Origin of the sequence: Micromonospora parva, from assembly GCF_000718515.1 — a bacterium.
In the GTDB taxonomy this organism is placed as follows: Bacteria; Actinomycetota; Actinomycetes; order Mycobacteriales; family Micromonosporaceae; genus Micromonospora; species Micromonospora parva.
On sequence record NZ_JNZS01000006.1, the window covers coordinates 18,510 to 39,760 of the forward strand.

The 21,251-nt window shown below is 73.4% G+C and carries 18 protein-coding genes; 5 read left to right on the plus strand and 13 right to left on the minus strand.

Translation table 11 applies throughout. The annotated features are described in order from the left end of the window. Positions 1–21: 21 nt before the first annotated feature. The 6 genes from mptB (IF22_RS0108365) to IF22_RS0108390 form a co-directional block, all read right to left on the minus strand. On the minus strand, positions 22–1,485 hold the full coding sequence (gene mptB, locus IF22_RS0108365) for a polyprenol phosphomannose-dependent alpha 1,6 mannosyltransferase MptB (RefSeq protein ID WP_030330093.1): 1,464 nt from the start codon (positions 1,483–1,485) through the stop codon (positions 22–24). Between the two features lie 14 nt (positions 1,486–1,499). Continuing rightward, positions 1,500–2,900 (minus strand): polyprenol phosphomannose-dependent alpha 1,6 mannosyltransferase MptB, encoded by a 1,401-nt coding sequence (gene mptB / locus IF22_RS0108370; RefSeq protein WP_030330095.1) that lies wholly within the window; start codon positions 2,898–2,900, stop codon positions 1,500–1,502. A gap of 48 nt (positions 2,901–2,948) precedes the next feature. After that, a complete protein-coding gene (locus IF22_RS0108375) occupies positions 2,949–4,565 on the minus strand; it encodes a hypothetical protein (RefSeq protein ID WP_030330096.1) in 1,617 nt (538 codons plus the stop codon). Then, positions 4,558–7,605 (minus strand): bifunctional [glutamine synthetase] adenylyltransferase/[glutamine synthetase]-adenylyl-L-tyrosine phosphorylase, encoded by a 3,048-nt coding sequence (locus tag IF22_RS0108380; protein WP_030330098.1) that lies wholly within the window; start codon positions 7,603–7,605, stop codon positions 4,558–4,560. Before IF22_RS0108380 ends, IF22_RS0108375 begins: the two co-directional genes overlap by 8 nt. Beyond that, complete coding sequence (locus IF22_RS0108385) at positions 7,605–8,372, minus strand: type 1 glutamine amidotransferase (RefSeq protein WP_030330100.1); 768 nt, start codon at positions 8,370–8,372, stop codon at positions 7,605–7,607. The genes IF22_RS0108380 and IF22_RS0108385 overlap by 1 nt, the downstream gene beginning before the upstream one ends. 74 nt (positions 8,373–8,446) lie before the next feature. Beyond that, on the minus strand, positions 8,447–9,037 hold the full coding sequence (locus IF22_RS0108390) for a TetR/AcrR family transcriptional regulator (protein WP_030330102.1): 591 nt from the start codon (positions 9,035–9,037) through the stop codon (positions 8,447–8,449). Positions 9,038–9,113: 76 nt separating this feature from the next. On the opposite strand from IF22_RS0108390, the gene IF22_RS0108395 reads away from it, so the two are divergent. Together IF22_RS0108395 and IF22_RS0108400 are read left to right on the plus strand one after the other, a co-directional pair. After that, the gene (locus tag IF22_RS0108395) at positions 9,114–9,530 is read left to right on the plus strand and encodes a VOC family protein (RefSeq protein ID WP_030330104.1); all 417 of its coding nucleotides are present in this window, start codon (positions 9,114–9,116) and stop codon (positions 9,528–9,530) included. Positions 9,531–9,558: 28 nt separating this feature from the next. Beyond that, positions 9,559–10,521 carry a S66 peptidase family protein gene (locus IF22_RS0108400; protein WP_245233569.1) on the plus strand — a complete coding sequence of 321 codons (963 nt, stop codon included), beginning with the start codon at positions 9,559–9,561 and terminating at the stop codon, positions 10,519–10,521. A gap of 144 nt (positions 10,522–10,665) precedes the next feature. On the opposite strand, the gene IF22_RS0108405 is transcribed toward IF22_RS0108400, so the two are convergent. Next, entirely contained in the window at positions 10,666–11,544 is an 879-nt protein-coding gene (locus tag IF22_RS0108405) for a Vgb family protein (protein ID WP_030330109.1), read from the minus strand. Between the two features lie 180 nt (positions 11,545–11,724). On the opposite strand from IF22_RS0108405, the gene IF22_RS0108410 reads away from it, so the two are divergent. Beyond that, positions 11,725–12,201, plus strand: coding sequence for a hypothetical protein (locus IF22_RS0108410; protein WP_030330110.1), 477 nt, complete (start codon positions 11,725–11,727; stop codon positions 12,199–12,201). A gap of 337 nt (positions 12,202–12,538) precedes the next feature. On the opposite strand, the gene IF22_RS0108415 is transcribed toward IF22_RS0108410, so the two are convergent. From IF22_RS0108415 to glnA, 4 genes are all read right to left on the minus strand, one after another. Next, entirely contained in the window at positions 12,539–12,922 is a 384-nt protein-coding gene (locus IF22_RS0108415) for a VOC family protein (RefSeq protein ID WP_030330112.1), read from the minus strand. A 189-nt stretch (positions 12,923–13,111) separates the two neighbouring features. Then, positions 13,112–13,804 carry a helix-turn-helix transcriptional regulator gene (locus tag IF22_RS0108420; protein WP_030330114.1) on the minus strand — a complete coding sequence of 231 codons (693 nt, stop codon included), beginning with the start codon at positions 13,802–13,804 and terminating at the stop codon, positions 13,112–13,114. 199 nt (positions 13,805–14,003) lie between these two features. Next, positions 14,004–14,429, minus strand: a complete 426-nt coding sequence (locus tag IF22_RS0108425; RefSeq protein WP_030330115.1) for a DUF350 domain-containing protein — start codon at positions 14,427–14,429, stop codon at positions 14,004–14,006. 88 nt (positions 14,430–14,517) lie between these two features. Next, positions 14,518–15,867: a type I glutamate--ammonia ligase gene (glnA, locus tag IF22_RS0108430; RefSeq protein WP_030330117.1), complete on the minus strand. Its 1,350-nt coding sequence runs from the start codon at positions 15,865–15,867 to the stop codon at positions 14,518–14,520. A gap of 282 nt (positions 15,868–16,149) precedes the next feature. Between glnA and IF22_RS0108435 the strand changes: the two genes are divergently transcribed. Further along, positions 16,150–17,907 (plus strand): NAD+ synthase, encoded by a 1,758-nt coding sequence (locus tag IF22_RS0108435; protein WP_030330119.1) that lies wholly within the window; start codon positions 16,150–16,152, stop codon positions 17,905–17,907. Between the two features lie 196 nt (positions 17,908–18,103). Next, positions 18,104–18,949, plus strand: a complete 846-nt coding sequence (gene panB, locus IF22_RS0108440; protein WP_030330121.1) for a 3-methyl-2-oxobutanoate hydroxymethyltransferase — start codon at positions 18,104–18,106, stop codon at positions 18,947–18,949. A gap of 52 nt (positions 18,950–19,001) precedes the next feature. Here the strand turns inward: panB and npdG are convergent, their stop codons facing one another. After that, on the minus strand, positions 19,002–19,700 hold the full coding sequence (gene npdG, locus IF22_RS0108445; RefSeq protein WP_030330123.1) for an NADPH-dependent F420 reductase: 699 nt from the start codon (positions 19,698–19,700) through the stop codon (positions 19,002–19,004). Positions 19,701–19,791: 91 nt separating this feature from the next. Further along, positions 19,792–21,222 (minus strand): RNB domain-containing ribonuclease, encoded by a 1,431-nt coding sequence (locus tag IF22_RS0108450; RefSeq protein ID WP_030330125.1) that lies wholly within the window; start codon positions 21,220–21,222, stop codon positions 19,792–19,794. Between the last annotated feature and the right edge of the window lie 29 nt (positions 21,223–21,251).

Sequence of the window (21,251 nt, forward strand, 5' to 3'; positions counted from 1 at the left end):
ATCCGACGCTGCCCGACACCACTACATCCGGGATCGAGCGCGATCTTCGCGGGGGCGCTGGAGGGTGATTGCCAGCGCGGTCAGGAGCAGGGCGGTCATCGCCACCCCGCCGGGGGCCTTGGTGAACCGGGCCAGATTGGTGCCGTCGGGCAGGGTGAGGAAGGCCGCCGCCGAGGCCGGCAGCACGAACCATGTCGTCCGCCCGGCGGTGAGTGCGAGCAGCGCCAGGGGCCAGGTCGCGTACCAGGGGTGGAAGACCGGGGACAGCACGACGGTGGCGACCAGCGCCAGCGCCGCGCCGCGCAGCGCCACCCCGGGGCCGCTCCCCTCGACCTGCGCCACCCGTGGGACGTCGTCGGCACCGCGCAGCGCCCGCCAGGCCCGCCACCACAGCACTGCCAGCACCCCGGCGAGCAGCAGCAGGGCGACAGCGCGGAGCACCGGCACCGCCTGCGGGTCCCGGCCGACCAGCGCGCCGGCGTAGTCGACGACGAAGCCGACGGCGGTGGGTGGTGACGTCCACTGCTCGGAGTCGCCGCTGTGCGTCAGCCCGCCCACCCAGCCGAACCCGAGACCGGACGCCGCCGAGGTGACCAGCACCGCGCCGACGAGCCCTCCGGCCAGCCAGCCGCCGTCGCGCAGCAGCGCCCGCCACGTGTATCGGCCGCGCACCCCGGCCAACACGGCGAACGGCACCACCACCACGGCGGTGGCCTTCACCGTGACCGCCAGGCCGAGCAGCGCCCCGGCCAGCAGCAGCGCCGCCGGCCTACCCGGCCGCCGGATCGCCACCAGCAGCCCGCTGAGCAGCAGACCCAGCATCACCGCGTCGTTGTGGGCCCCGGCCACCAGGTGCACCCCGACCAGCGGCCCGGCCAGCGCCAGCCAGGCGGCCCGCCGGACCGGTACCCCGGCGGCGCGGGCCAGACCGGGCAGGCAGTACGCAGCCAGCAGAACGCCCGCCACGGCGATGACCCGCAGTGTCACGACCGTGCCGGTCAACCCGCCACCGACACCCACCGCGAGCGCGGCGAGCAGGACGAAGACCGGCCCGTACGGTGCCGGGGTGTCCCGCCAGATCGGGGCGACAGTGTCCAGCCAGGGGCAGCCGGCCGCCGCCACCCCCACCGCGTACGGGTCGACGCCGTGCGCGTACGTCCAGCCCTGGCAGGCGTACGAGTAGACGTCCCGGCTGCCCAGCGGTGGCGCGACGAGCAGCGGCAGCGCCCACAGCCCGGCGGTGACGTACGCCCATCGGGTCGACGGGGCACCGTCGCGCAGCGACCACCACGCGCCGACCAGCAGCACGGTGCCGACCAGCCAGCAGGTCAGCGTGGCGGGGCCGTCCGGGGCTCGCCAGATCGACGCGGGTGTGACGCCCAGCGGGGCGTCGGGCAGCGCTCCGCCGAGGTGTGCGGCCACGGCGAGCAGAACGGCGCCGAGCAGGCCGGCGTACCGGGAGAGAGCGGCACCGGGAGCGGTCACCGGCGCACCTTCCCTCAGTCGGCGGCGACCGGCTGACGGGCCGCCCGAGCCGACCGTACCAACCGGACGACCACCACGATCACCAACAGCGTCATCAGCGGCGCCCCGACCGTCTTGGTGTACCGGGGCAGCCCGGTGCCGTCCGGAAGGATCAGGAACGAGGCGACCAGGGCGACCACGACGAACCATCCGGTCCGCCGGGCGGTGGCGGCCAGCACGAACAACGGCCACGTCCAGTACCAGGGGTGCACCACCGGCGAGAGCGCGACCGTCACGGCGAGCGCGAGGCCGGCGTAGAACAGCGGGTCACGGGTGCGGGAACGCCACCAGAGCCAGACGAGCAGGACGGCCAGCACCACCACGGCGATCGCGCGGGTCGCCGGCAACGCGTCGATGTGAGCGCCGAACGGCACCGCGAGATAGTTGATGGTCTGCCCGATGGCGGTGGGTGGGGAGGTCCAGGCGATGGCGGCGCCGCCCTGGGAGAGTCCGCCGATCCAGCCGAAGTCCAGCCCACCGACGACTGTCACGCCGACCACTGTAGCGACCGCGCCGCCGACCACCCAGCCGCCGTCGCGGATCAGCGTCCGGATCCGGAACGGCCCGGCGGTGGCCGCCAGCGCGGCGAACGGCACCACCACCACGGCGGTGACCTTGATCGCCACGGCGACACCGAGGAGCAACCCGCCGACCAGCAGCAGCCCGCGTCGGCCCGGGTGGGAGGCCACCACGGCCAGCCCACCGACCAGTGCGGCGAGCATCAGCACGTCGTTGTGGGGGCCACCGATCAGGTGCGTCGCGACCAGCGGGCAGCCCAGCGCCAACCACACCGCCCGGCCGGCCGGAACCCCGGCTCGGCGGGCCAGCACCGGCAGCGCCCACGCGGTCAGCGCCACGCCGACCAGCGACAGGGCCCGGAACAGCACGATGCTGGCGGTCAGCGAACCGGTGACCTCGACCACCGCGCCCGCGATGAGCACGAACAGCGGCCCGTACGGCGCCGGGGTGTCCCGCCAGATGACCGAAACCGTGTCCAGCCAGGGGCAGGGCAGTGCGGACACACCCTGCTCGTACGGGCTGATGCCGGCGGCGAAGCTGGCGCCCTGGCACGCGTACGCGTAGACGTCCCGGCTGCCGAAGGGGGGTGCGACGAGCAGCGGCAGCAGCCACAGGCCCACGGTGACCAGCGCCCAACGGGTCGACGGCACGCCGTCACGCAGCGCCCACCAGGCGTACGCCAGCAGGCCGGTGCCGACCGCCCAGGCGGCGAGAATCAGCGGGCCGTTGGGGCCCTGCCAGATGCTGACCGGGGTGCTGCGCAGCGGGCCGCTGGGGAACGCTCCCCGGAGGAACGCGGACAGCGCGATCAGCGTCGAGCCGGCCAGGCCGGTCCAGCGCGCGAGGTGGGAAGGCACGCCCGACATGCTGCCAGCACTCCGGTCGGGCAGCGACGGCAGGCACCGTCAGCAGTGCTGGGCCGGGGCCAGGCTGCTGGAGATCGTGTAGTCGCCGGCCGAGCGGACCCGTACCTCGGTGAACCCGTCCGCGCCCTGTCGCACGCAGCCGTCCGGGCCGTCCAGCGACAGCCAGCGGGACCAGCGCACCCGCACCGGCACGTCGCCGGGCGCGGCGGTCAGCCGCACCGAGCCCCGGTCGGCGGCGACGAGCTGGCCGGGTGCGCCGACCAGCGGCGTCGGGTCGGCGACCGCGTACAGCCGCCAGGTCGGATCACGCCAGACCTCCCGCAGGTACGGCAGGCCGGCGCGGATCAACGCGGCCTCGTCGCGGCCCCACCGGTCGGCCGGGGCGTCCGGTGCGATCGCCACGTACGTCACCGCCTCGCCGTGGAGCCACCGCTGGTAGGTCTGCGCGTTCAGGGTGCCGTCGTAGAACAGCGCGTTGCGGTCACTGTCGACCTGGCGTTCCCAGCCCCGGGCCAACGGCACTGTCGGTGGCAGGTACGCGGACTCCCAGTGGTCGCGCAGTGGCACCACCTCGACCCGTCCGGCGGGCTGGATACGTTGCAGTTCCTCGACGAGCGGGCGGTGGAACGCCGGGGCGCTCTCCGGGGCACCGGCCCGGGTGACGTCGCTCGTCATCACCGGCGACTGCCACCACACCGTCGCGGCGAGCAGCCCGGCCAGCCACGGCGTCGGCAGCGGCGCGTACCCGGCCAGCACGGGCAGCGCGAAGAGCATCGGCAGCCGCAGCGCGTTGGAACCGATCGGGCTGGGCACGTAGTACGCCCCGATCAGGAGCAGCACGGTGAGCACCGCGCCGATGCGCAGCACCCGGCGGCGGCGCGGCAGCAGGACCGCCACCAGCACGGCGAGGGCGACGTTGATCCGCATCGACTCGGCCGAGTACGGCTGGGTGCCGCCGTTGCCGAACAGGACCGCGATCGGCGCCACGGTGACGATCGGCGCCAGGGCCAGGACGAGTCCCTCGGCCAGTGGAGCCTCGGCCCGCCATCCACCCGCCAGCGCCCGCCCCGGCCCGTCGCCGCGCCGCACTGCCGCCAGCAGCAGCGCGGCCCCGGCCAGCCCGGTGAACAGGCCGGCGACCGGGCTCGCCGCCGTCGCCACCGCGGCGCAGGCGGCGGCGAGGGCCAACCGGACCGGACGCGGCGGGCGTTCGGTGCTGATCGCGCAGAGCGCCAGCAGGCCGAACGTCAGCCCGACGGCGAAGGTGACCCGCCCGCTCGCCAGGTTGCCGACCAGGACCACGGCACCGAGGACGCCGGCCAACAGCGGGCGTCGGGCCCGGTTGCGGGCGAACAGCCAGGCCAGCGCGAACGCGCCGAGCACGGCGGCGACCGCCCCCAGTGGACGCACCCCGACCAACGCGCCCAACCGGGCGGTGAACAGGCTGTAGCCGTACTGGTTGACGCCGCCGTACCAACCGAGGTCGAGGGGCGTCGCACCGTACCGGTCGGCGAAGTCGGCGCGGGCCACCTGCGCCGCGAGGTCGGTGCCCATCCGGGGCGCGAGCAGGAACGCGACGGCGAGCAGCACCGCCACCCCGGTCGCCGCCACCCAGCCGGTGCGCCGCCCGAGCGGGCGTGGCGACACCTCAGGCATCGAGGACCCGTTCGGCCGCGGCGCGGGAGCGACGGCCGGTGCGCAGGTACTCGTCGAGGAACTCCCCCGGGTCGTCGCGGCCGAGCAGCCGGGCCACCCCGGCCAACTCCACCCCGTGCCGGGGCAGTTGGTCGCCGGCCCGGCCCCGGACCAGCATCAACGCGTTGCGGACCTGGGCGGCCAGGGTCCAACCGGCGGCCATCTCCGCGGCGTCGGCCGGGTCGATCAGGCCGGCCCGCTCGGCCGCCGCGAGGACGTCGAGGGTACGCGTGCCGCGCAGCGCCGGGTTCGCGCCGGCGTGCCGGAGCTGGACGAGTTGCACCGCCCACTCCACGTCGGCGAGCCCACCGCGACCCAGCTTGGTGTGGGTGGCCGGGTCGGCACCCCGGGGCAGCCGTTCGGTCTCCACCCGGGCCTTGATCCGCCGGATCTCGACGACCTGCTCGCGGGTCAGCCCGTCGGCCGGGTACCGCACCGGCTCGATCATCGCCTCGAACTCGGCGCCCAGGCCCGCGTCGCCGCAGACGAACCGGGCGCGCAGCAGCGCCTGCGCCTCCCACACCCGCGACCAGCGGGCGTAGTACGCCGCGTACGCGGCGAGGCTGCGGACCAGCGGACCCTGCCGACCCTCCGGGCGCAGGTCGGCGTCGACCCCCAGCGGCGGGTCGGGGGCGGGCACGCCGAGCAGTCGACGAAGTTCCTCGGCGATCGCGTGCGCGGCGGCGCTGGCGGCGCTCTCGCCGACCCCGGCGGGCGGGTCGTAGACGAAGAGCACGTCGGCGTCGGAGAGGTAGTTCGACTCGTACCCGCCGAGCCGGCCCATGCCGATCACCGCGAACCGCAACCCTTCCGGCGCGGGTTGGCTGGCCTGGGCGGCCCGCAGCGCGGCGGCCAGGGTGGCGTCGGTGACGTCCGCGAGCGCCGTACCGACCTGGGTGATGTCGGACAGGCCGGGAGCCGGCCGGTTCGCGCCGTCCGGTCGGGTGGGTGTGGGTGCGAGCGAACCCGCCCGGCAGAGCACGTCGGCGCAGGCCACCCGGACCAGTTCCCGACGGCGCAGCGCGCGCACCGCGCTGGTCGCCTCCACCGGGTCGGCGTGCCGGGCCGCCGCCGCCAGGAACCCCTCCCGCAGCACCTCCGGCGGGCGCGGGGCCAGCTCGTTCTCCTCGGCCAGCAGCCGCAGCGCCTCCGGATCACGGGCCAGCAGGTCGGCCACGTACCGGGACAGGGCGAGGACCCGGGCGAGCCGGCGGGCGACCGGGCCCCCGTCGCGCAACAGCCGCAGATACCAGGGGGTGCTGCCCAGCTTGTCGGAGACCTTGCGGTAGTTGAGCAGCCCCCGGTCCGGCTCCGGCGCGTCGGCGAACTCGCTGAGCAGCACCGGCAACAGCGTGCGCTGGATGGCGGCTGTGCGGCTCACCCCTCCGGTGAGCGCCTGGAGGTGACGCAGCGCCCCGGCCGGGTCGGCGAAGCCGAGGATCTCCAGGCGGTTGCGGGCCGCCTCCGGGGTAAGTCGCAACCCGTCGGCCGGCACCCGGGCCACCGACTCCAGCAGCGGCCGGTACAGCAGTTTGGCGTGCAGTCGGCGTACCTCGGTGGCGTGGGTGACCCACTCGGCCCGGAAGCTCTCGACCGCGCTGCGCCCCGGCGCGGCCGTGAAACCCAGCGCGGCGGCGAGCCAGCGCAACGCGCCCGGTTCGGCGGGCACCGTGTGCGTACGACGTAGCCCTTGGAGTTGCAGTCGGTGCTCGACGCTGCGCAGGAAACGGTAGCCGCGCAGCAGGGCCTCGCCGTCGGCCCGACCGACGTAGCCGCCGGCGACCAGGGCGCGCAACGCCGGGATGGTGCCCGGCTCGCGGAGCGTCTCGTCGCCGCGACCGTGCACGAGTTGCAGCAACTGGACGGCGAACTCGATGTCGCGCAGCCCGCCGGGACCGCGCTTGATCTCGCGTTCCAGCTCCTTCGGCGGGATGTTGTCGATGATCCGGCGACGCATGGCGCGGACGTCCTCGACCGCCTCGGGTCGTTCGGCGGCCCGCCAGACCAGCGGCGCGAGCTGGTCGATCCACTCCTGGGCCAGCGGCAGGTCACCGGCGGCCGGGCGGGCCTTCAGCAGCGCCTGGAACTCCCAGGTGCGTGCCCATCGCCGGTAGTAGGCCAGGTGGCTGGCGAGGGTCCGCACCAGCGGGCCCCGGCTGCCCTCGGGGCGCAGCGCGGCGTCGACCGGCCAGGCGACCAGCCCACAGATGGAGATCAACCGGGTCGCCACCTGGGTCGCGGCGGACAGGTCGGCGTCCTCGGCGGCGACGAAGATGACGTCCACGTCGGAGACGTAGTTCAGCTCGCCGCCGCCGCACTTGCCCATTGCCACGACCGCCAGCCGGGGCCGCTCGGTGCCGTCGGCCAGCTCGGCGACAGCGATCTCGTACGCCGCTGACAGCGTCGCGTCGGCCAGCGCGGAGAGCGCGGCCATCGTCTGCTCCAGGCCGCGACCGCCGGTGAGGTCGGCCGCCGCGATTCGCAACAACGCCAGGCGGTACGCGGTCCGCAGCGCCGCCACCGGGTGGCCGCCGTCGGCCGGCTCCAGCCGCCCCTCGGCGATCGGGGCGAGCCCATCCGGGGCGGTCCGCAGCGCCTGGTAGTGCTCGGGGTGGGCCACCAGGTGGTCGCCGAGCGCCGACGAGGCGCCGAGCACCGCCACCAGCCGCCGCCGCAGCCCGGGGTCGTTGTGCAGGTCCGCGAGCAGCGGCGACTCGACACCGCCATCGGTGGCGCGGCTCCCGGCGGTGCCGTCGGCGCTGCGGCTCTCCGCTTCCACGATGCGGTGCAGCTGCCGCAGCGCCAGGTCCGGGTCGGCGGCCCGGGACAGCGCGGCGAGCAACTCCGCGGCGGCCTCGTCGACCGGCTCCTGCTCGGCCGGCTGCCACAGCCGCAGCCCCTGCGGGCCGAGCAGGTCCGCGGCGCGCGCGCCGCCGTCGCCCTCGGCGGTGCCGAAGCCGTACCGGGCGAGCCGGCCCGGTGCCCTGGTCGGCCGGCTCATCAGTGCCCGAGCAGCGGCAGGCCGCGCCGCGTCGTGCTGTCGTCCAACTCGCCGAGGGCCAGCGCGGCGAACCGGGCGGCGAACGGTTGCCAGACCTCCTCGATGTCGGCCAGCACCGAGGCGCAGGCCGCTACCACCAGCTCCGGGTCGTAGCCCAGCTCGGCGAGTTGGGTCGAGTCGGTGGCCCAGTCGGCGATCATCGCGGCGTCGCACTCGATGTGGAACTGCAACCCCCACGCCCGGTCACCGAGGCGGAACGCCTGATGCGGGTAGCGGGTGGACGCGGCCAGCAGGGTGGCACCCCGGGGCAGCTCGGTGATCTCGTCGGAGTGCCACTGGAGCACGTCCGGGATCAACGGCACGTACCGGAACAGCGGATCGTTCTCGGCGGCGTCGCGCCGGCCGACCACGCCGGGACCGATCTCCGGCCCGGACGGGCTGCGCTCCACCAGGCCGGCGTGCGCGGTGGCGAGCAACTGCGCGCCCAGGCAGACCGCCAGGGTCGGCACCCGGTACCGGACCGCCTTGCGCAGCAGGCCCTCCACTGCGGGAAACCACTGTGCGCCGGGCGAGCCGTCCGGCAACGGGTACGCCTGTTGGTCGCCGCCGAGCACCACCAGCGCCGCGTACCCCTCCAGGTCGGCGGGGAGCTCGTCGCCGGCGTGCGGGCGAACCACCCACAGCTCCAGCCCAGCCTCGGTCAGCCACTCACCCAGCCGGCGCGCGTCGTCCGTCGGGTCGTTCTCGATCACCAGCGCGGTTGCCACCCGTCGAGGCTAGCCGGTACGCCGCACGGCGCCACGCCCCGGCACAGGGTGGCGGTGAGCGGGCCCGCTACGGCTCAGCTGACCCGCAGCGCGTCGATCAATCGGGACAGCGCCGCCTGGGTGGCGGCCAGGTCGGCCGGGTCTGTCGATCCGGCCAGCCAGAGCGCCGCCTCGTTCATCGCGCCGGAGAGCAGGTGGGACAGTGGCGCCACCGGCTGCGGGGCAATCATGCCCGCCGCGATGAGGTCGGCGAGCGCGTCGGCCAGGTGGCGACCCGAGGCGGCCTCGTCCAGGGCCCGCCACTCGTGCCAGCCGAGCACGGCGGGCCCGTCGATCAGCATGATCCGCTGGAATTCGGGATCGGCGCTGGCCGTGAGGAACGCCTGGCAGCCGGCGGTGAGGCGGGACCATGGGTCCGGTTGGGCATCGGCGATGGCGGCGACCCGGTCCCCCACCTCCTGCTGCACCTGGGTCAGCACCGCCTGGAACAGCTCGACCTTGCTCGCGAAGTGGTGGTAGAGCGCACCCTTGGTGACCCCGGCCGCGCTCACGATCTCGGCGAGACCGACCGCCTGATAGCCACGGGTGGCGAAGAGCTGCCGACTCTGCAGCAACAGGGACCGCCGGGTCTGGTCCCGCCGCTCCTCGCGCACTCCCTGGCCCATCATGCCTCCCAATTGACATACCAACGGTATGCGAAATACGGTAGTTGACATACCGACGGTACGCGAAGGAGCCCCAGTGAATCTCACCAGCTTCTACCCGGTCATCTGCACGACCCGGCTGGCCGAGTGCCACGACTTCTACCGGCACTTCCTGGGATTCGAGACGACCTTCGAGGCCAACTGGTACGTGAGCCTGCGCCGCCCCGGCCCTCCGGCGTACGAACTGGCACTGCTCGACCACCGGCATCCGACAGTCCCGGCGGCCTACCGGAAGCCGGTGCGGGGGCTGCTGCTGAACCTCGAGGTCACCGACGTCGACGCGGAGTGGGAAAGGCTTGTCGTCCACGGCGGGCTCCACCCGGAACTGACGCTGCGCGACGAGGACTTCGGGCAACGGCACTTCATCCTCGCCGACCCCGCGGGCGTGCTGATCGACGTGATCACACCCATCCCGCCGGCACCGGACTGGGCCGAACGGTACACCGACAATTGAGTCACCAGCGAGGCTAAGCTGTGCCGCTGTGCCCGTAAGCCCTGCCGCTGTGCCCAACCACCACGAGGTAACCGCCGCCGTACGCCCGCCCGTGCTGCGCCCGGGTGACACGGTGCTGCTGGTGTCGCCGTCCGGGCCGACCTCGCCGGAGCGGGTGGCCCGGGGCATGGAGCTGCTCACCGGCTGGGGCCTTCGCCCGGTGCCGGCACCGAACGCGTACGCCCGCCACGGCTACCTCGCCGGCACCGACGACCTGCGCGCCGCCGACCTGAACGCGGCCTTCGCCGACCCGGACGTGCGCGGGGTGATCTGCACCCGTGGCGGCTACGGCGCCCAACGGATCGTGGACGCCATCGACATGGCCGCCGTCCGCCGTGATCCGAAGGTGGTGGCCGGCTTCTCGGACATCACCGCGTTGCAGTTCGCGCTCTGGCGGGGCGCCCGCCTGGCCGGCGTGCACGGCCCCGGGGCGGCCTGGCGCGACGAGCGCACGCCGCTGCGCTCCGCCGAGTCCCTGCACGCGGCGCTGATGACGACCGAACCGGTGTCGATCACCGCGGTCCCCACCGAGGAGACCTTCGGCGTACGCGTCCCGGGTCGCGCCACCGGCACCCTGCTCGGCGGCAACCTCTGCATGATCGCCGCGTCGATCGGCACCCCGGACCTGCCCGACCTGACCGGTGCGGTGCTGTTGATCGAGGACGTGCAGGAACCCCCGTACAAGGTCGACCGGATGCTCACCCACCTGCGCCGGGCCGGCGCACTGGACGGCCTGGCCGGGGTGGCGGTCGGGCAGTTCACCGACTGCGGCGACGGCTGGGACACCACGATCGTCGACGTCCTCTCCGAACGCCTCGGGGACCTGGGCGTACCGGTCCTCGGCGGCCTTCCGATCGGCCACGGACCCAACCAACTCACCGTCCCGGTAGGCACCCAGGCCACCCTCGACACCACCACCGCAACCCTCACCACAACCCCCGCGGTCCAATAACCCCCGGCCCTCTCCCCCTTCCCCCTCCCCCGCCTCGGCACCGTTGATCATGAAGTTGTTGTCACTTCCACGGCGTGTCGCGGCAATAACTTCATGATCACCGCAGGGCCGGGGTGAGGGGGCGGCGGTGGGGGGTGGGATGGGTTAGGGGGTTAAGTGGGCTATTGCTCCTGTTTCCAGGGCTGACCAGATGCCCTTCGGGGTGCGGGTGATGCCGTGGGGTTCGGAGTTGGAGGTGGGTAGCGGGTAGCTCTCGATCCGCCCGGTGGGATCGAGGTGACCGATCCGGTTGGCGCCCCACTCGGTGAACCACGCGCCGCCGTCCGGGTCGGCCACTATCGCGTGCGGACGGGCCGCCCGGTCCGGCAGCGGGATCTCGACGATCTCGCCATCCGGGGCGACCCGGCCGAGTTGGCCGGCCGCGATCTCCACGAACCAGATGGTGCCGTCGTCGCCGCAGGTGATGCCGACCGGGCCGGCCTTCGCCGTGGGTAGCGGATAGAGCGTCACGGTGCCGTCGAGGTCGATCCGGCCGACCGCGTTCGCCTGGTTGAGGGTGAACCACAGCGCCCGGTCAGCGCCGGCAGTGATCATTGAAGCGAACCCGCCGGTCACCGGCAGCGGGAACGCGTTGTGGGTGCCGTCGGTCTCCACCCGGCCGATCGTGTCGGAGGTCATCCCGGTGTACCAGAGCGCACCATCGGGTCCGGCCGCGATGCCGCACGGCCCGGTGCCGGCCGGCAGCGCGATGCTGCGCTGCTCGCCGTCGACGGTGATCCGGCCGATCCGGTCGTCGCCCGAGCGGGTGAACCAGAGCGCCCCGTCCGGCCCGGTCGTGATGATCAACGGGCGGCTGCCCGCCGGCTCCAGCGGGTAGGTCCGGACCGCGCCGTCGGGCGAGAACCGGGCGATCCCGCCGGCCTGGGCCAGCGTCAGCCACAACGCGCCGTCCGGGCCAGGCGTGATGCCGTACGGCCCGGAATCCGGCCCGGTGAGTGGAATCTCCCGAATTTCGACGGTCATTTCGTGTCCTTCCGTCGGTGATCGTCCACCCTGGCCCTCAGCCAGCGACGACACAACCGATTTCGGCTACCGCCGGCCAGGATTGTCAGCTCGCTGACAGGGTCGCCATGGCTTCCGCCCAGGCTGCCCGGTCACTGTCGGTCACGACAGCGCACGTAGACCGAACCTCTGGAGGACAGCATGTCCCGCACCATCCGTAGGAAGCACCTGCTGGCCGGCCTGGCCACCGCCGGCGTCCTCGGCGTCGGGATCGCGGCCCCGACGATCGCGTTCGCCGCCGACGCGCCCACGCCGGCTCCGAGCAGCAGCACCGCCCCGGCTCCGGGTGCCAAGGCCGACCGGCAGGGTGAGTTCGCCGAGGCCCTCGCCAAGGAACTGGGCGTGCCCACCGACAAGGTGACCGCCGCCCTGGAGAAGATCCGCGAGCAGCACCGGCCGGCCGACCGGCCCCAGCGGCCGTCCGCCGATGACCGGCAGGCCGCGCTCAAGCAGCGCCTGGAGCAGGCGGTCAAGGACGGCAAGCTCACCCAGGAGCAGGCCGACGCCATCACCAAGGCCGTCGAGGCCGGCGTCTTCCCCGGCCCGGGCGGGCACCGTGGCCCGGGCGGCCCGCACGGTCCCGGGGGCCAGCACGGCGAAGGTACGCCCGGCAAGTGATCCGACGGTCCGGCCCCGGCAGGCACTGACCGACCGGGGCCGGCCTTCGTACACCACGCGCGGCCCCGGCACGCGCCGACCCGGCCCGGGCCGGCCTCGGCAGACCACCGGCGACCCCGGTCCGTCTGCCGGAACGGGCCCCACCCGGCCCGTTGCGGCTTGATCCACTCGGCTTTCGTGAAGTCGGGGCATCCGAGTGCGTCGGATACCCCGACTTCCTGAAAACGGAGTTGATCACCGGCTCCGGCTTCAGCCACGCCACGCCAGGCCAGAGCAGGCCAGGCCAGGCCAGGCCGGAGCAGGGCCGGCCGGAGCAGGCCGGCCCTGGAACGGGTGGTCAGCTCTGCTGGGGCGGGGGCGAGAACACGCCTACGCGATTGCCGGTCGGGTCGAGCAGGTGGGCCGACGTGAGACCGCTCGGCGCCGTACGCGCCGGCACCAGCACCCGACCGCCGGCCGCTTCGGCCCGCTTGCAGGTCTCCTCAACGTCGGCGACCTCGGCGTAGAACACCGCGTAGTTCGGCGAACTCCCGTCGGTCGCGCGGATCGCCCCGCTGATCCCGGTGTCGCCACCGGCTCCGGTCACCCGGTAGGACCCGCCGTTGGCCGGCCCCTGCTCCTCGAAGGTCCAGCCGAACAGCTCTCCGTAGAACTTCTCCGCGGCCTCGGGCCGGTCGGCGCCGAATTCGAACCAGGTGATGGGCGTGGTGGACCTGGACATCTGTTGCCTCCAGAAATTTCCGGGCCGGCCGTTCGGCCGCCGTCCCCAGCAGTCTCGAGGCCGTTCGCGACAGCGTCCTGTCGGTGTTTCCGGATCATCCGGCCGAGTTGTCGTCGACGCGGCCCACCCCGGCCGGGTGGTCGTCGACGCGGTCCACCCCGGCCGGGTGGTCGTCGACGTCGAGCCGTTTCAGACCAGGCTCAGCGGGCGGAGCCGTTCGTGCGGGATGTCGAGATCGGTCAGGTGCAGCTCCCGGGCCACCACGTCGGGCAGCGCCCGGACCGTCCGGATCCGGTCGGTGCGGAAGCAGCGCAGCTCGTCGCGCAGCCGGCACCAGGCCACCAGGTACCAGTGCCGGGAGTTGCCGAGGTAGCCGAGTGGCTCGACGTCACGGGTCGAGTCGGCGCCGGCGCGGTCGGCGTACCGGATGCGCAGCACCCGCCGCGCGGTGACCGCCTCGGCGACGGTGGCCGGGACGGGCGTGGCCGGCCCGTCGCCGATCAGGTGCACCCGGCCGGCGAGGCGGTGCGCCTCGGCGGCGTCGGCGGCCGGCAGCACCGCCACCAGCTTGCGCAGCGCGGTGCCGGCCGGCCCGGCGAACGGCGAGTCGGCGAGCCGGTGCAGCGCCACCGCCATCGCCACCGCCTCGGCGGCGGTCAGGTTGACCGGCGGCAGGGTACGGGCGCGGTCCAGGACGTAGCCGCCGGTGCGCCCGGGCTCGGCCCAGATCGGCACCCCGGCCTCCTGCAACGCGCCGAGATCCCGTTCGATGGTCCGGCTGCTCACCTCGAAGCGGGCGGCCAGCCAGCGGGCGCTGCGCGGGCGTGGTGACACCGCCCGCAGCTCCTCGACCAGCGCGTACAGGCGATCCGTGCGGTTCATGCCCGGCACGCTACGGCCGGGGTACGACGCCCTCCGGCGACCGCCCGGTGACGTGCGCGCCTCGACCGTCGGAGATCTTGGACAGTTTCCGTCAGCGACTGACGGAAACTGTCCAAGATCTCCATGCGCGAAGACGCGCGCCCGCAGACGCGCGCTCGCAGACGCACGGCCTCACGCGCACGGCCTCACGCGCACGACCTCAGGCGATGCAGGCGCACACGATCAGCGCGGCCCCGAAGTGGGTGGCGGCGCTGACCCGGGCGGCCGGGTGCGGCTCCGGGGAGCAGATGACCTCGCCGAGCTTGCCGGGGGTGAGCAGGTCCAGCACCACGAAGGCCAACGCCATGATCGCCAACCCGACCAGCCCGAAGAGCAACGTGGAGGCGAGCCCCTTGCCGAAGTCGCTGTAGCTGGTCAGGATCGCGGTGAAGACGATCCCGGCGATGCCGAGCTGGTTGGCGGCGAGCAGCAACCCCGCGTTGGCGTTGCGCTCGACCCAGATCAGGTCCCGTAGCCGGCCCGGGGTGAGCAGGTCGACGAGCCCGAACCCGGCGGCCATCAGCCCGACGCCGACGATCCCGAACACGACGCTCTGCCAGGCACCGCTGAGCAGATCCTCCAGCACCGACTTGCCTCCCGACTCTCCGCCCGGAGGGGTACCGGCGCGGTGATCGAGACGATAGCGGCAGCGCGCAATCGCGTCAGCCCCGCGCCTACAGCGCCAGGTAGCGCTGCCGCTCGTACGGGGTGACCTCGCGGCGGTACTGCTCCCACTCGGCCCGCTTGTTGCGCAGGAAGAAGTCGAAGACGTGCTCGCCGAGCACCTCCGCCACCAGCTCGGAGCCGGCCATCACGTCGATCGCCTCGGCGAGGTTCTCCGGCAGCGCCTCGTAGCCCATGGCGCGCCGTTCCGCGCTGGTCAGTGACCAGACGTCGTCCTCGGCGCCCGGCGGCAGCTCGTACCCCTCCTCGATGCCCTTGAGGCCGGCGCCGAGCAGCACCGCGAAGGCGAGGTACGGGTTGGTGGCCGAGTCCAGTGAGCGGACCTCGACCCGGGCCGAGTTGGGCTTGCCGTACGCGGGAACCCGGACCAGCGCGGACCGGTTGAGGTGCCCCCAGCAGACGTACGCCGGGCTCTCCGTGATCCGGTCGGGCAGGTGCTGCGGGAAGAGCCGCTTGTACGAGTTGACCCACTGGTTGGTGACGGCCGTGTACTCCCGGGCGTGCACCAGCAGGCCGGCGATGAACGACTTCGCCACCTTGGACAGCTTCATCGGGTCGCCGCTGTCGTGGAAGGCGTTGCGCTCCCCCTCGAACAGCGACAGGTGGGTGTGCATGCCGCTGCCCGGCTGGTCGGTGAACGGCTTGGGCATGAAGCTGGCCTGCACACCGGTGGAGAGCGCGACCTCCTTGACCACGTGCCGGAAGGTCATGATGTTGTCGGCGGTGGTCAGCGCGTCGGCGTAGCGCAGGTCGATCTCCTGCTGGCCGGGCGCGACCTCGTGGTGGCTGAACTCCACCGAGATGCCGATCCGTTCCAGCGCCAGCACGCCCTGGCGGCGGAAGTCCCGGGCCACGGCGTGGGTGGTGTGCTCGAAGTAGCCGCCGGTGTCGACCGGGGTGGGCACCGAGCCGTCCTGCGGGCCGTTCTCCAGCAGGAAGAACTCGATCTCGGGGTGGGTGTAGAAGGTGAAGCCCTTCTCGGCCGCCTTGGACAGGGCGCGGCGCAGCACGTGCCGGGGGTCCGCCCAGGACGGACTGCCGTCGGGCAGCAGGATGTCGCAGAACATCCGGGCGCTCTCGCCGCTGACCCCGCCCTCGAAGGGGAAGACCTGGAAGGTGGTCGGGTCGGGCATGGCCACCATGTCCGATTCGAAGACCCGGGCGAAGCCCTCGATCGCCGAGCCGTCGAAGCCGATGCCTTCCTCGAAGGCCGCCTCCAGCTCGGCGGGCGCCACCGAAACGCTCTTGAGCGTGCCCAGAACGTCGGTGAACCACAGCCGGACGAACCGGATGTCCCGCTCTTCCAGCGTCCGGAGGACGAACTCCTGCTGACGGTCCACTTCCCCAACCCCTCGCGACACTGTTTTGTCCGCCTTGGCCGGGCTGCGCCCGACCTGATCGCCCAGTCTTCCCGGGCCTGGTTACGCAGACGTTACGCGAACTGCCGCCGCCCGTCCCCTCGTGTCCCGCCCGGCGAGCGGGGCCCCGGCCGGACCCGCGACGTCCGCCGCCGGGCGGGCCGGGCTCCTGCCGTCGCGGCCCGGCCGGCCCGTGGCGGCAGGTGGCGGCAATCTCGTCCGAGGGTACGGATTGTCGCCACGAGGCTGGGGCAAGATGAAGGCATGCCCACCCTGCGTCTCGCCCTGTCCCAGGTCAACCCGACCGTCGGAGACATCGCCGGAAACGCCGACCTGGTCCGCAGCTGGACCCGCCAGGCCGCCGATGCCGGTGCCCAACTGGTGCTCTTCCCGGAGATGATGCTCACCGGTTACCCGGTCGAGGACCTGGTCTTCCGGCCGTCCTTCGTCGCCGCGTCCCGGGCCGCCGTGGAGCGGCTGGCCGCCGACCTGGCCGCCGACGGTCTCGGCGAGCTGCCGGTGGTGGTCGGCTACCTGGACGCCGACGGGCCGCCGCAGGTCAGCGGGGACGCCGAGGCGGGCCGGGGTGCCCGTAACGCCGCGGCGCTGCTGCACCGGGGCGTGGTGGCCGCCCGCTACTTCAAGCACCACCTGCCCAACTACGGGGTCTTCGACGAGGACCGGTACTTCGTCTCCGGTGACGAGTTGACCGTGGTGCGGATCGGCGGTGTGGACGTCGCGCTGACCATCTGCGAGGACCTGTGGCAGGCCGGGGGTCCGTTCGCCGCCGCCCGGCGGGCCGGCGTCGGGCTGGTCGTCAACATCAACGGCTCGCCGTACGAGCTGAACAAGGACGACATCCGGTTGCCGCTGGTCCGCCGCCGGGCCGCCGAGGCGGGTGCCGCCATCGCGTACGTCAACATGACCGGCGGCCAGGACGAGCTGGTCTTCGAGGGCGACTCGATGATCGTCACCGCGGACGGTGAGCTGCTGACCCGGGCCCCGCAGTTCGTCGAGCACCTGCTCGTACACGATGTCGAGCTGCCGGCCGCCGGCACCGCGCCGACCACCGAGACGGTGGCGGACGGCATGCGGATCGTGCACAGCACCCTGGACGGCGTTCCGCCCCTGCCGGCCGGCCCGGCCGTCACCGGCGGGCTGATCGAGCCGGTGGCCGACGAGGCCGAGGTGTGGCAGGCGTTGGTGCTGGGCCTGCGCGACTACGTCAACAAGAACCGGTTCCCCTCGGTGGTGCTCGGCCTCTCCGGCGGCATCGACTCGGCGGTGGTGGCCGCCCTCGCCGTCGACGCGCTCGGGCCGGACCGGGTGGTCGGGGTGTCGCTGCCCAGCCAGCACTCCTCGGAGCACTCCCGGGAGGACGCCGCCGACCTGGCCAAGCGCACCGGCCTGGACTACCGCGTCGAGCCGATCCAGCCGATGGTCGACGGTTTCCTGGCCAACCTGTCACTGTCCGGGGTGGCCGTGGAGAACCTGCAGGCCCGGGTCCGTGGCGTGATCCTGATGGCGCTGTCGAACCAGGAGGGCCACCTGGTACTCACCACCGGCAACAAGAGCGAGCTGGCGGTCGGCTACTCCACCCTGTACGGCGACTCGGTGGGCGGCTTCAACCCGGTCAAGGACGTCTGGAAGACGCTGATCTGGCGGCTTGCCAAGTGGCGGAACATGGACGCGGCGCGGCGCGGTGAGACCGCCCCGATTCCGGAGAACTCGATCGGGAAGCCGCCCAGCGCCGAGCTGAGCCCGGGCCAGCTCGACAGCGACAGCCTGCCCGACTACGACGTCCTGGACCCGATCCTGATCGGTTACGTCGACGGCGACCTCGGCCGTGACGGGCTGGTCGAGTCGGGTCACGACCCGGCGATCGTGGACAAGGTGCTGCGGCTGGTGGATACCGCCGAGTACAAGCGACGGCAGTCGGCGCCAGGCACGAAGATCTCCATGAAGGCGTTCGGTCGGGACCGCCGTCTGCCGATCACCAACCGGTGGCGCGAGCACGGCTGAGCCGTACCCCTGGGGGTGCCGGGTCGGTGACACGGCCCGGCGCCGCCGCACGGCGACCTGGCGGTCACGTCGCCGCCTTCTCGCCCCGGCTGGAGTGACATCTTGCACTGGGCCCTGCCGTCAGCCCGTCGCGCGGTGCGACGATCGCGACGGAACCCGGGGACCGCGCAGGCGGCCTCGAGGAAGGGAGACAGAGATGGTGGAGTCCACTCCGAACGAGGTGACCGCGTTGTACGGCGGCCCGGCCACCCGACGGGTCCGCACCCGCGACCTGATGGCCGCCAAGGAGCGCGGCGAGCGGTGGCCGATGCTCACCTCGTACGACCAGTACACCGCGTCGATCTTCGATCAGGCGGGGGTCCCGGTGCTGCTGGTCGGCGACTCGGCAGCGAACAACGTGTTCGGCTACGAGACGACCCTGCCGATCACCGTCGACGAGCTGCTTCCGTTGGTACGGGCGGTGGTGCGGGCGACCCGGCAGGCGCTGATCGTCGGTGACCTGCCGTTCGGCTCGTACGAGGAGGGCCCGGCCCAGGCGCTGCGGACCGCCGTCCGGTTCATGAAGGAGGGTGGCTGCCACGCGGTGAAGTTGGAGGGTGGCCGCCGTAACGCCGCGCAGATCGCCGCGATCGTCGGTGCCGGCATTCCGGTGATGGCACACATCGGTTTCACCCCGCAGAGCGAGCACACCCTGGGCGGCTACCGGGTGCAGGGCCGGGGCGACGCCGCCGACGAGGTGCTGGCCGACGCGCGGGCGGTGGCGGAGGCGGGCGCTTTCGCTGTGGTGCTGGAGATGGTGCCCGGTGAGGTGGCCAAGCGGATCACCCACGAGCTGCCGATTCCCACAGTGGGCATCGGCGCGGGCCCGGACACCGACGCGCAGGTGCTGGTCTGGCAGGACATGGCCGGGCTGCGGACCGGCAAGGCCCCCCGGTTCGTCAAGCGGTACGCGGACCTGGCCGGCGCGCTCACCGACGCCACCCGCCGGTTCGCCGACGAGGTCCGCGGCGGCGAGTTCCCCGCCGCCGAGCACACCTTCTAGCCAGCGGTGTCGGGGTGTCCCCCGCACGGGTGGGACACCCCGACACCGAGGCTCAGAGGTCGGTGACGCGGATGCCGGCGTGGGCCTTGTAGCGCTTGTTGATGGCGATCAGGTTGGCGGTGAACGCCTCGATCTGGTGGGCGTTGCGCAACCGGCCGGCGTAGATGCCCCGCATGCCGGGGATCCGGGCGGCGAGCGCGCCGACGATGTCGACCAGCTCACGGTCCTCGGTGCAGATCAGCACGTCCAGATCGATCCGGTCGACCTCGGGGTCGGCCAGCAGCGGTGCGCTGACGTGGTTGAACGCGGCGCAGACCCGGGAGTTGGGCAGCAGCGCGGCGGCCTGCTGCACGGCACTGCCCTCGTCGACCGTCAACGCGTACGGGCCCTGCTTGTCGAAGCCGAGCGGGTTGACGCAGTCGACGACGATCCGGCCGGCGAGCGGCTCGGCGAGGGCGGCGACGGTGGCGGCGTGCCCGTCCCACGGCACCGCGATGATCACCACGTCGCTGCGTCGGGCCACCTCGTCGTTGGCGGCACCGGTGACGCTGCCGCTGGCCGGCACCCCGGGCAGGGCGGCGATCTCGGCCGCGGACTCGGCGGCCCGCTCCGCCGACCTCGATCCGATCAGCACCGTCTGACCGGCCCGCGCGAACCGGTAGGCGAGGCCCCGCCCCTGGTCGCCGGTGCCACCGATGATGCCGACCGTCAGCCCGGACACGTCGGGCAGCGTGCTCGCGTCGTATGCCATGGCCTCATCCTCGCAAACCGCCCGGTGGGTCAGCAGCGCCGAGCGTTGTGAGAATCCCCGCTACCCCGGCGCTCACGAACACCGGCAGCGCTCAGGCCAGCTCGAACAGGACGCTCCGGGCCGCCGGGTCGGCCGTGACCAGCCGGACCCGCACGCGTTCGCCGAGCGGCAGTTGGCCGAGGCAGCGGGCGCGTACCGGCGGGGCGTCCAGCGCGACGGTGCCACCTTGCGGGCGGGGCCGGGACTTGCCGTTGGGCGGGGCGTCGACGTCGAGGACGGCCGCGTCGAAGGTTTCGCCGACCCGGTGTTCCAGCACCGCCGCCTCGGCCAGCTCGACGGCGCCACGAGCGGCCGACGAGGCGACCCGGTCGGTGCTCGCCATCGCCTCGGGCAGCCGGGGCAGGGCGGCGCGGGCCCAGTCGGGCACCGGCTGGCCGGTGTGCAGGGCCAGGCAGACCTCGGTGGCGTACCGGTCGGCAAGCCGCCGCAACGGGGCCGTCACGTGGGCGTACGCGGCTGCCACACCGCCGTGTTCCGGCTGCTCCGGCACTTCGCCGTCGAAGGCGGTGTACGCGGCACCGCGCATCAGCTCGGCCGCCTGGTCGATGAACGCCGCGGCGCGCGGCTGGGCCGGGTCCAGAGCGGCGATGACCTGTCCCGGGCCCACGTCGTCGGGCCAGTGCACGCCCAGCGGGGCGGCGGCGGCCCGGAGCCGCTGCACCGCCTCCGGTTTGGGCGCCGGCATGGTCCGCAGCAGGCCGACCCGGCCGGCCAGCATGATGTCGGCGGCGGCCATCCCGGTCAGCAGGGAGATCTGCGCGTTGTGCTCCTCCATCGGCACCGGCGCGCGCAGCACCAGTCGCCAGCCCTCACCGTCAGGCTCCAGATCCTGCTCGGGCAGCGGCAGGTTGATGGCGCCGCGCCGCAACCCCCGCGCGGTCAGCAGGTCGCCGATCTCCGGCAGCAGGGCGATCGGGTCGGCCAGCCGTCCGGCCTCGGCCGCCGCCTGCACACCTGGGTAGTCGAGTTTGGCGCGACTGCGGACCAGGGCGCGTTCCACCTCGACGGCCACGGTGGCGCCGTCGGCGTCCAGGTCGATGGTCCAGAGCACCGCGGCCCGGTCGACGTCGGGCAGCAGGCTGGCGGCACCCTCGCTGAGGGTGCGCGGGTGCAGCGGCACGTTCCCGTCGGGCAGGTAGATGGTCTGCCCGCGCCGCCAGGTTTCCGCCTCCAACGCCCCACCAGGGGTGACGTGCGCGGCGACGTCGGCGATCGCGTACCGCACCCGGTAGCCGCCACCCGGGCGGCGGGCGAGGTGCATCGCCTGGTCCAGGTCCCGCGAGGTGGCGGGGTCGACGGTGACGAACGGTATGTCGGTGCGGTCGACGGGCGGCTGCGGCGGTGCCGCAGCCGCCTCGTCGGCCTCACGCTGGGCGTCGGCAGGGAAATCCTCGGGCAGGCCGAGTTCCCGGCGCAACGCGCCGAAGTCGATGCGGGGCGCGAGTACGCGTCGGATGACCACGGGTCAATCCTGACAGTGCCACCGGTGAT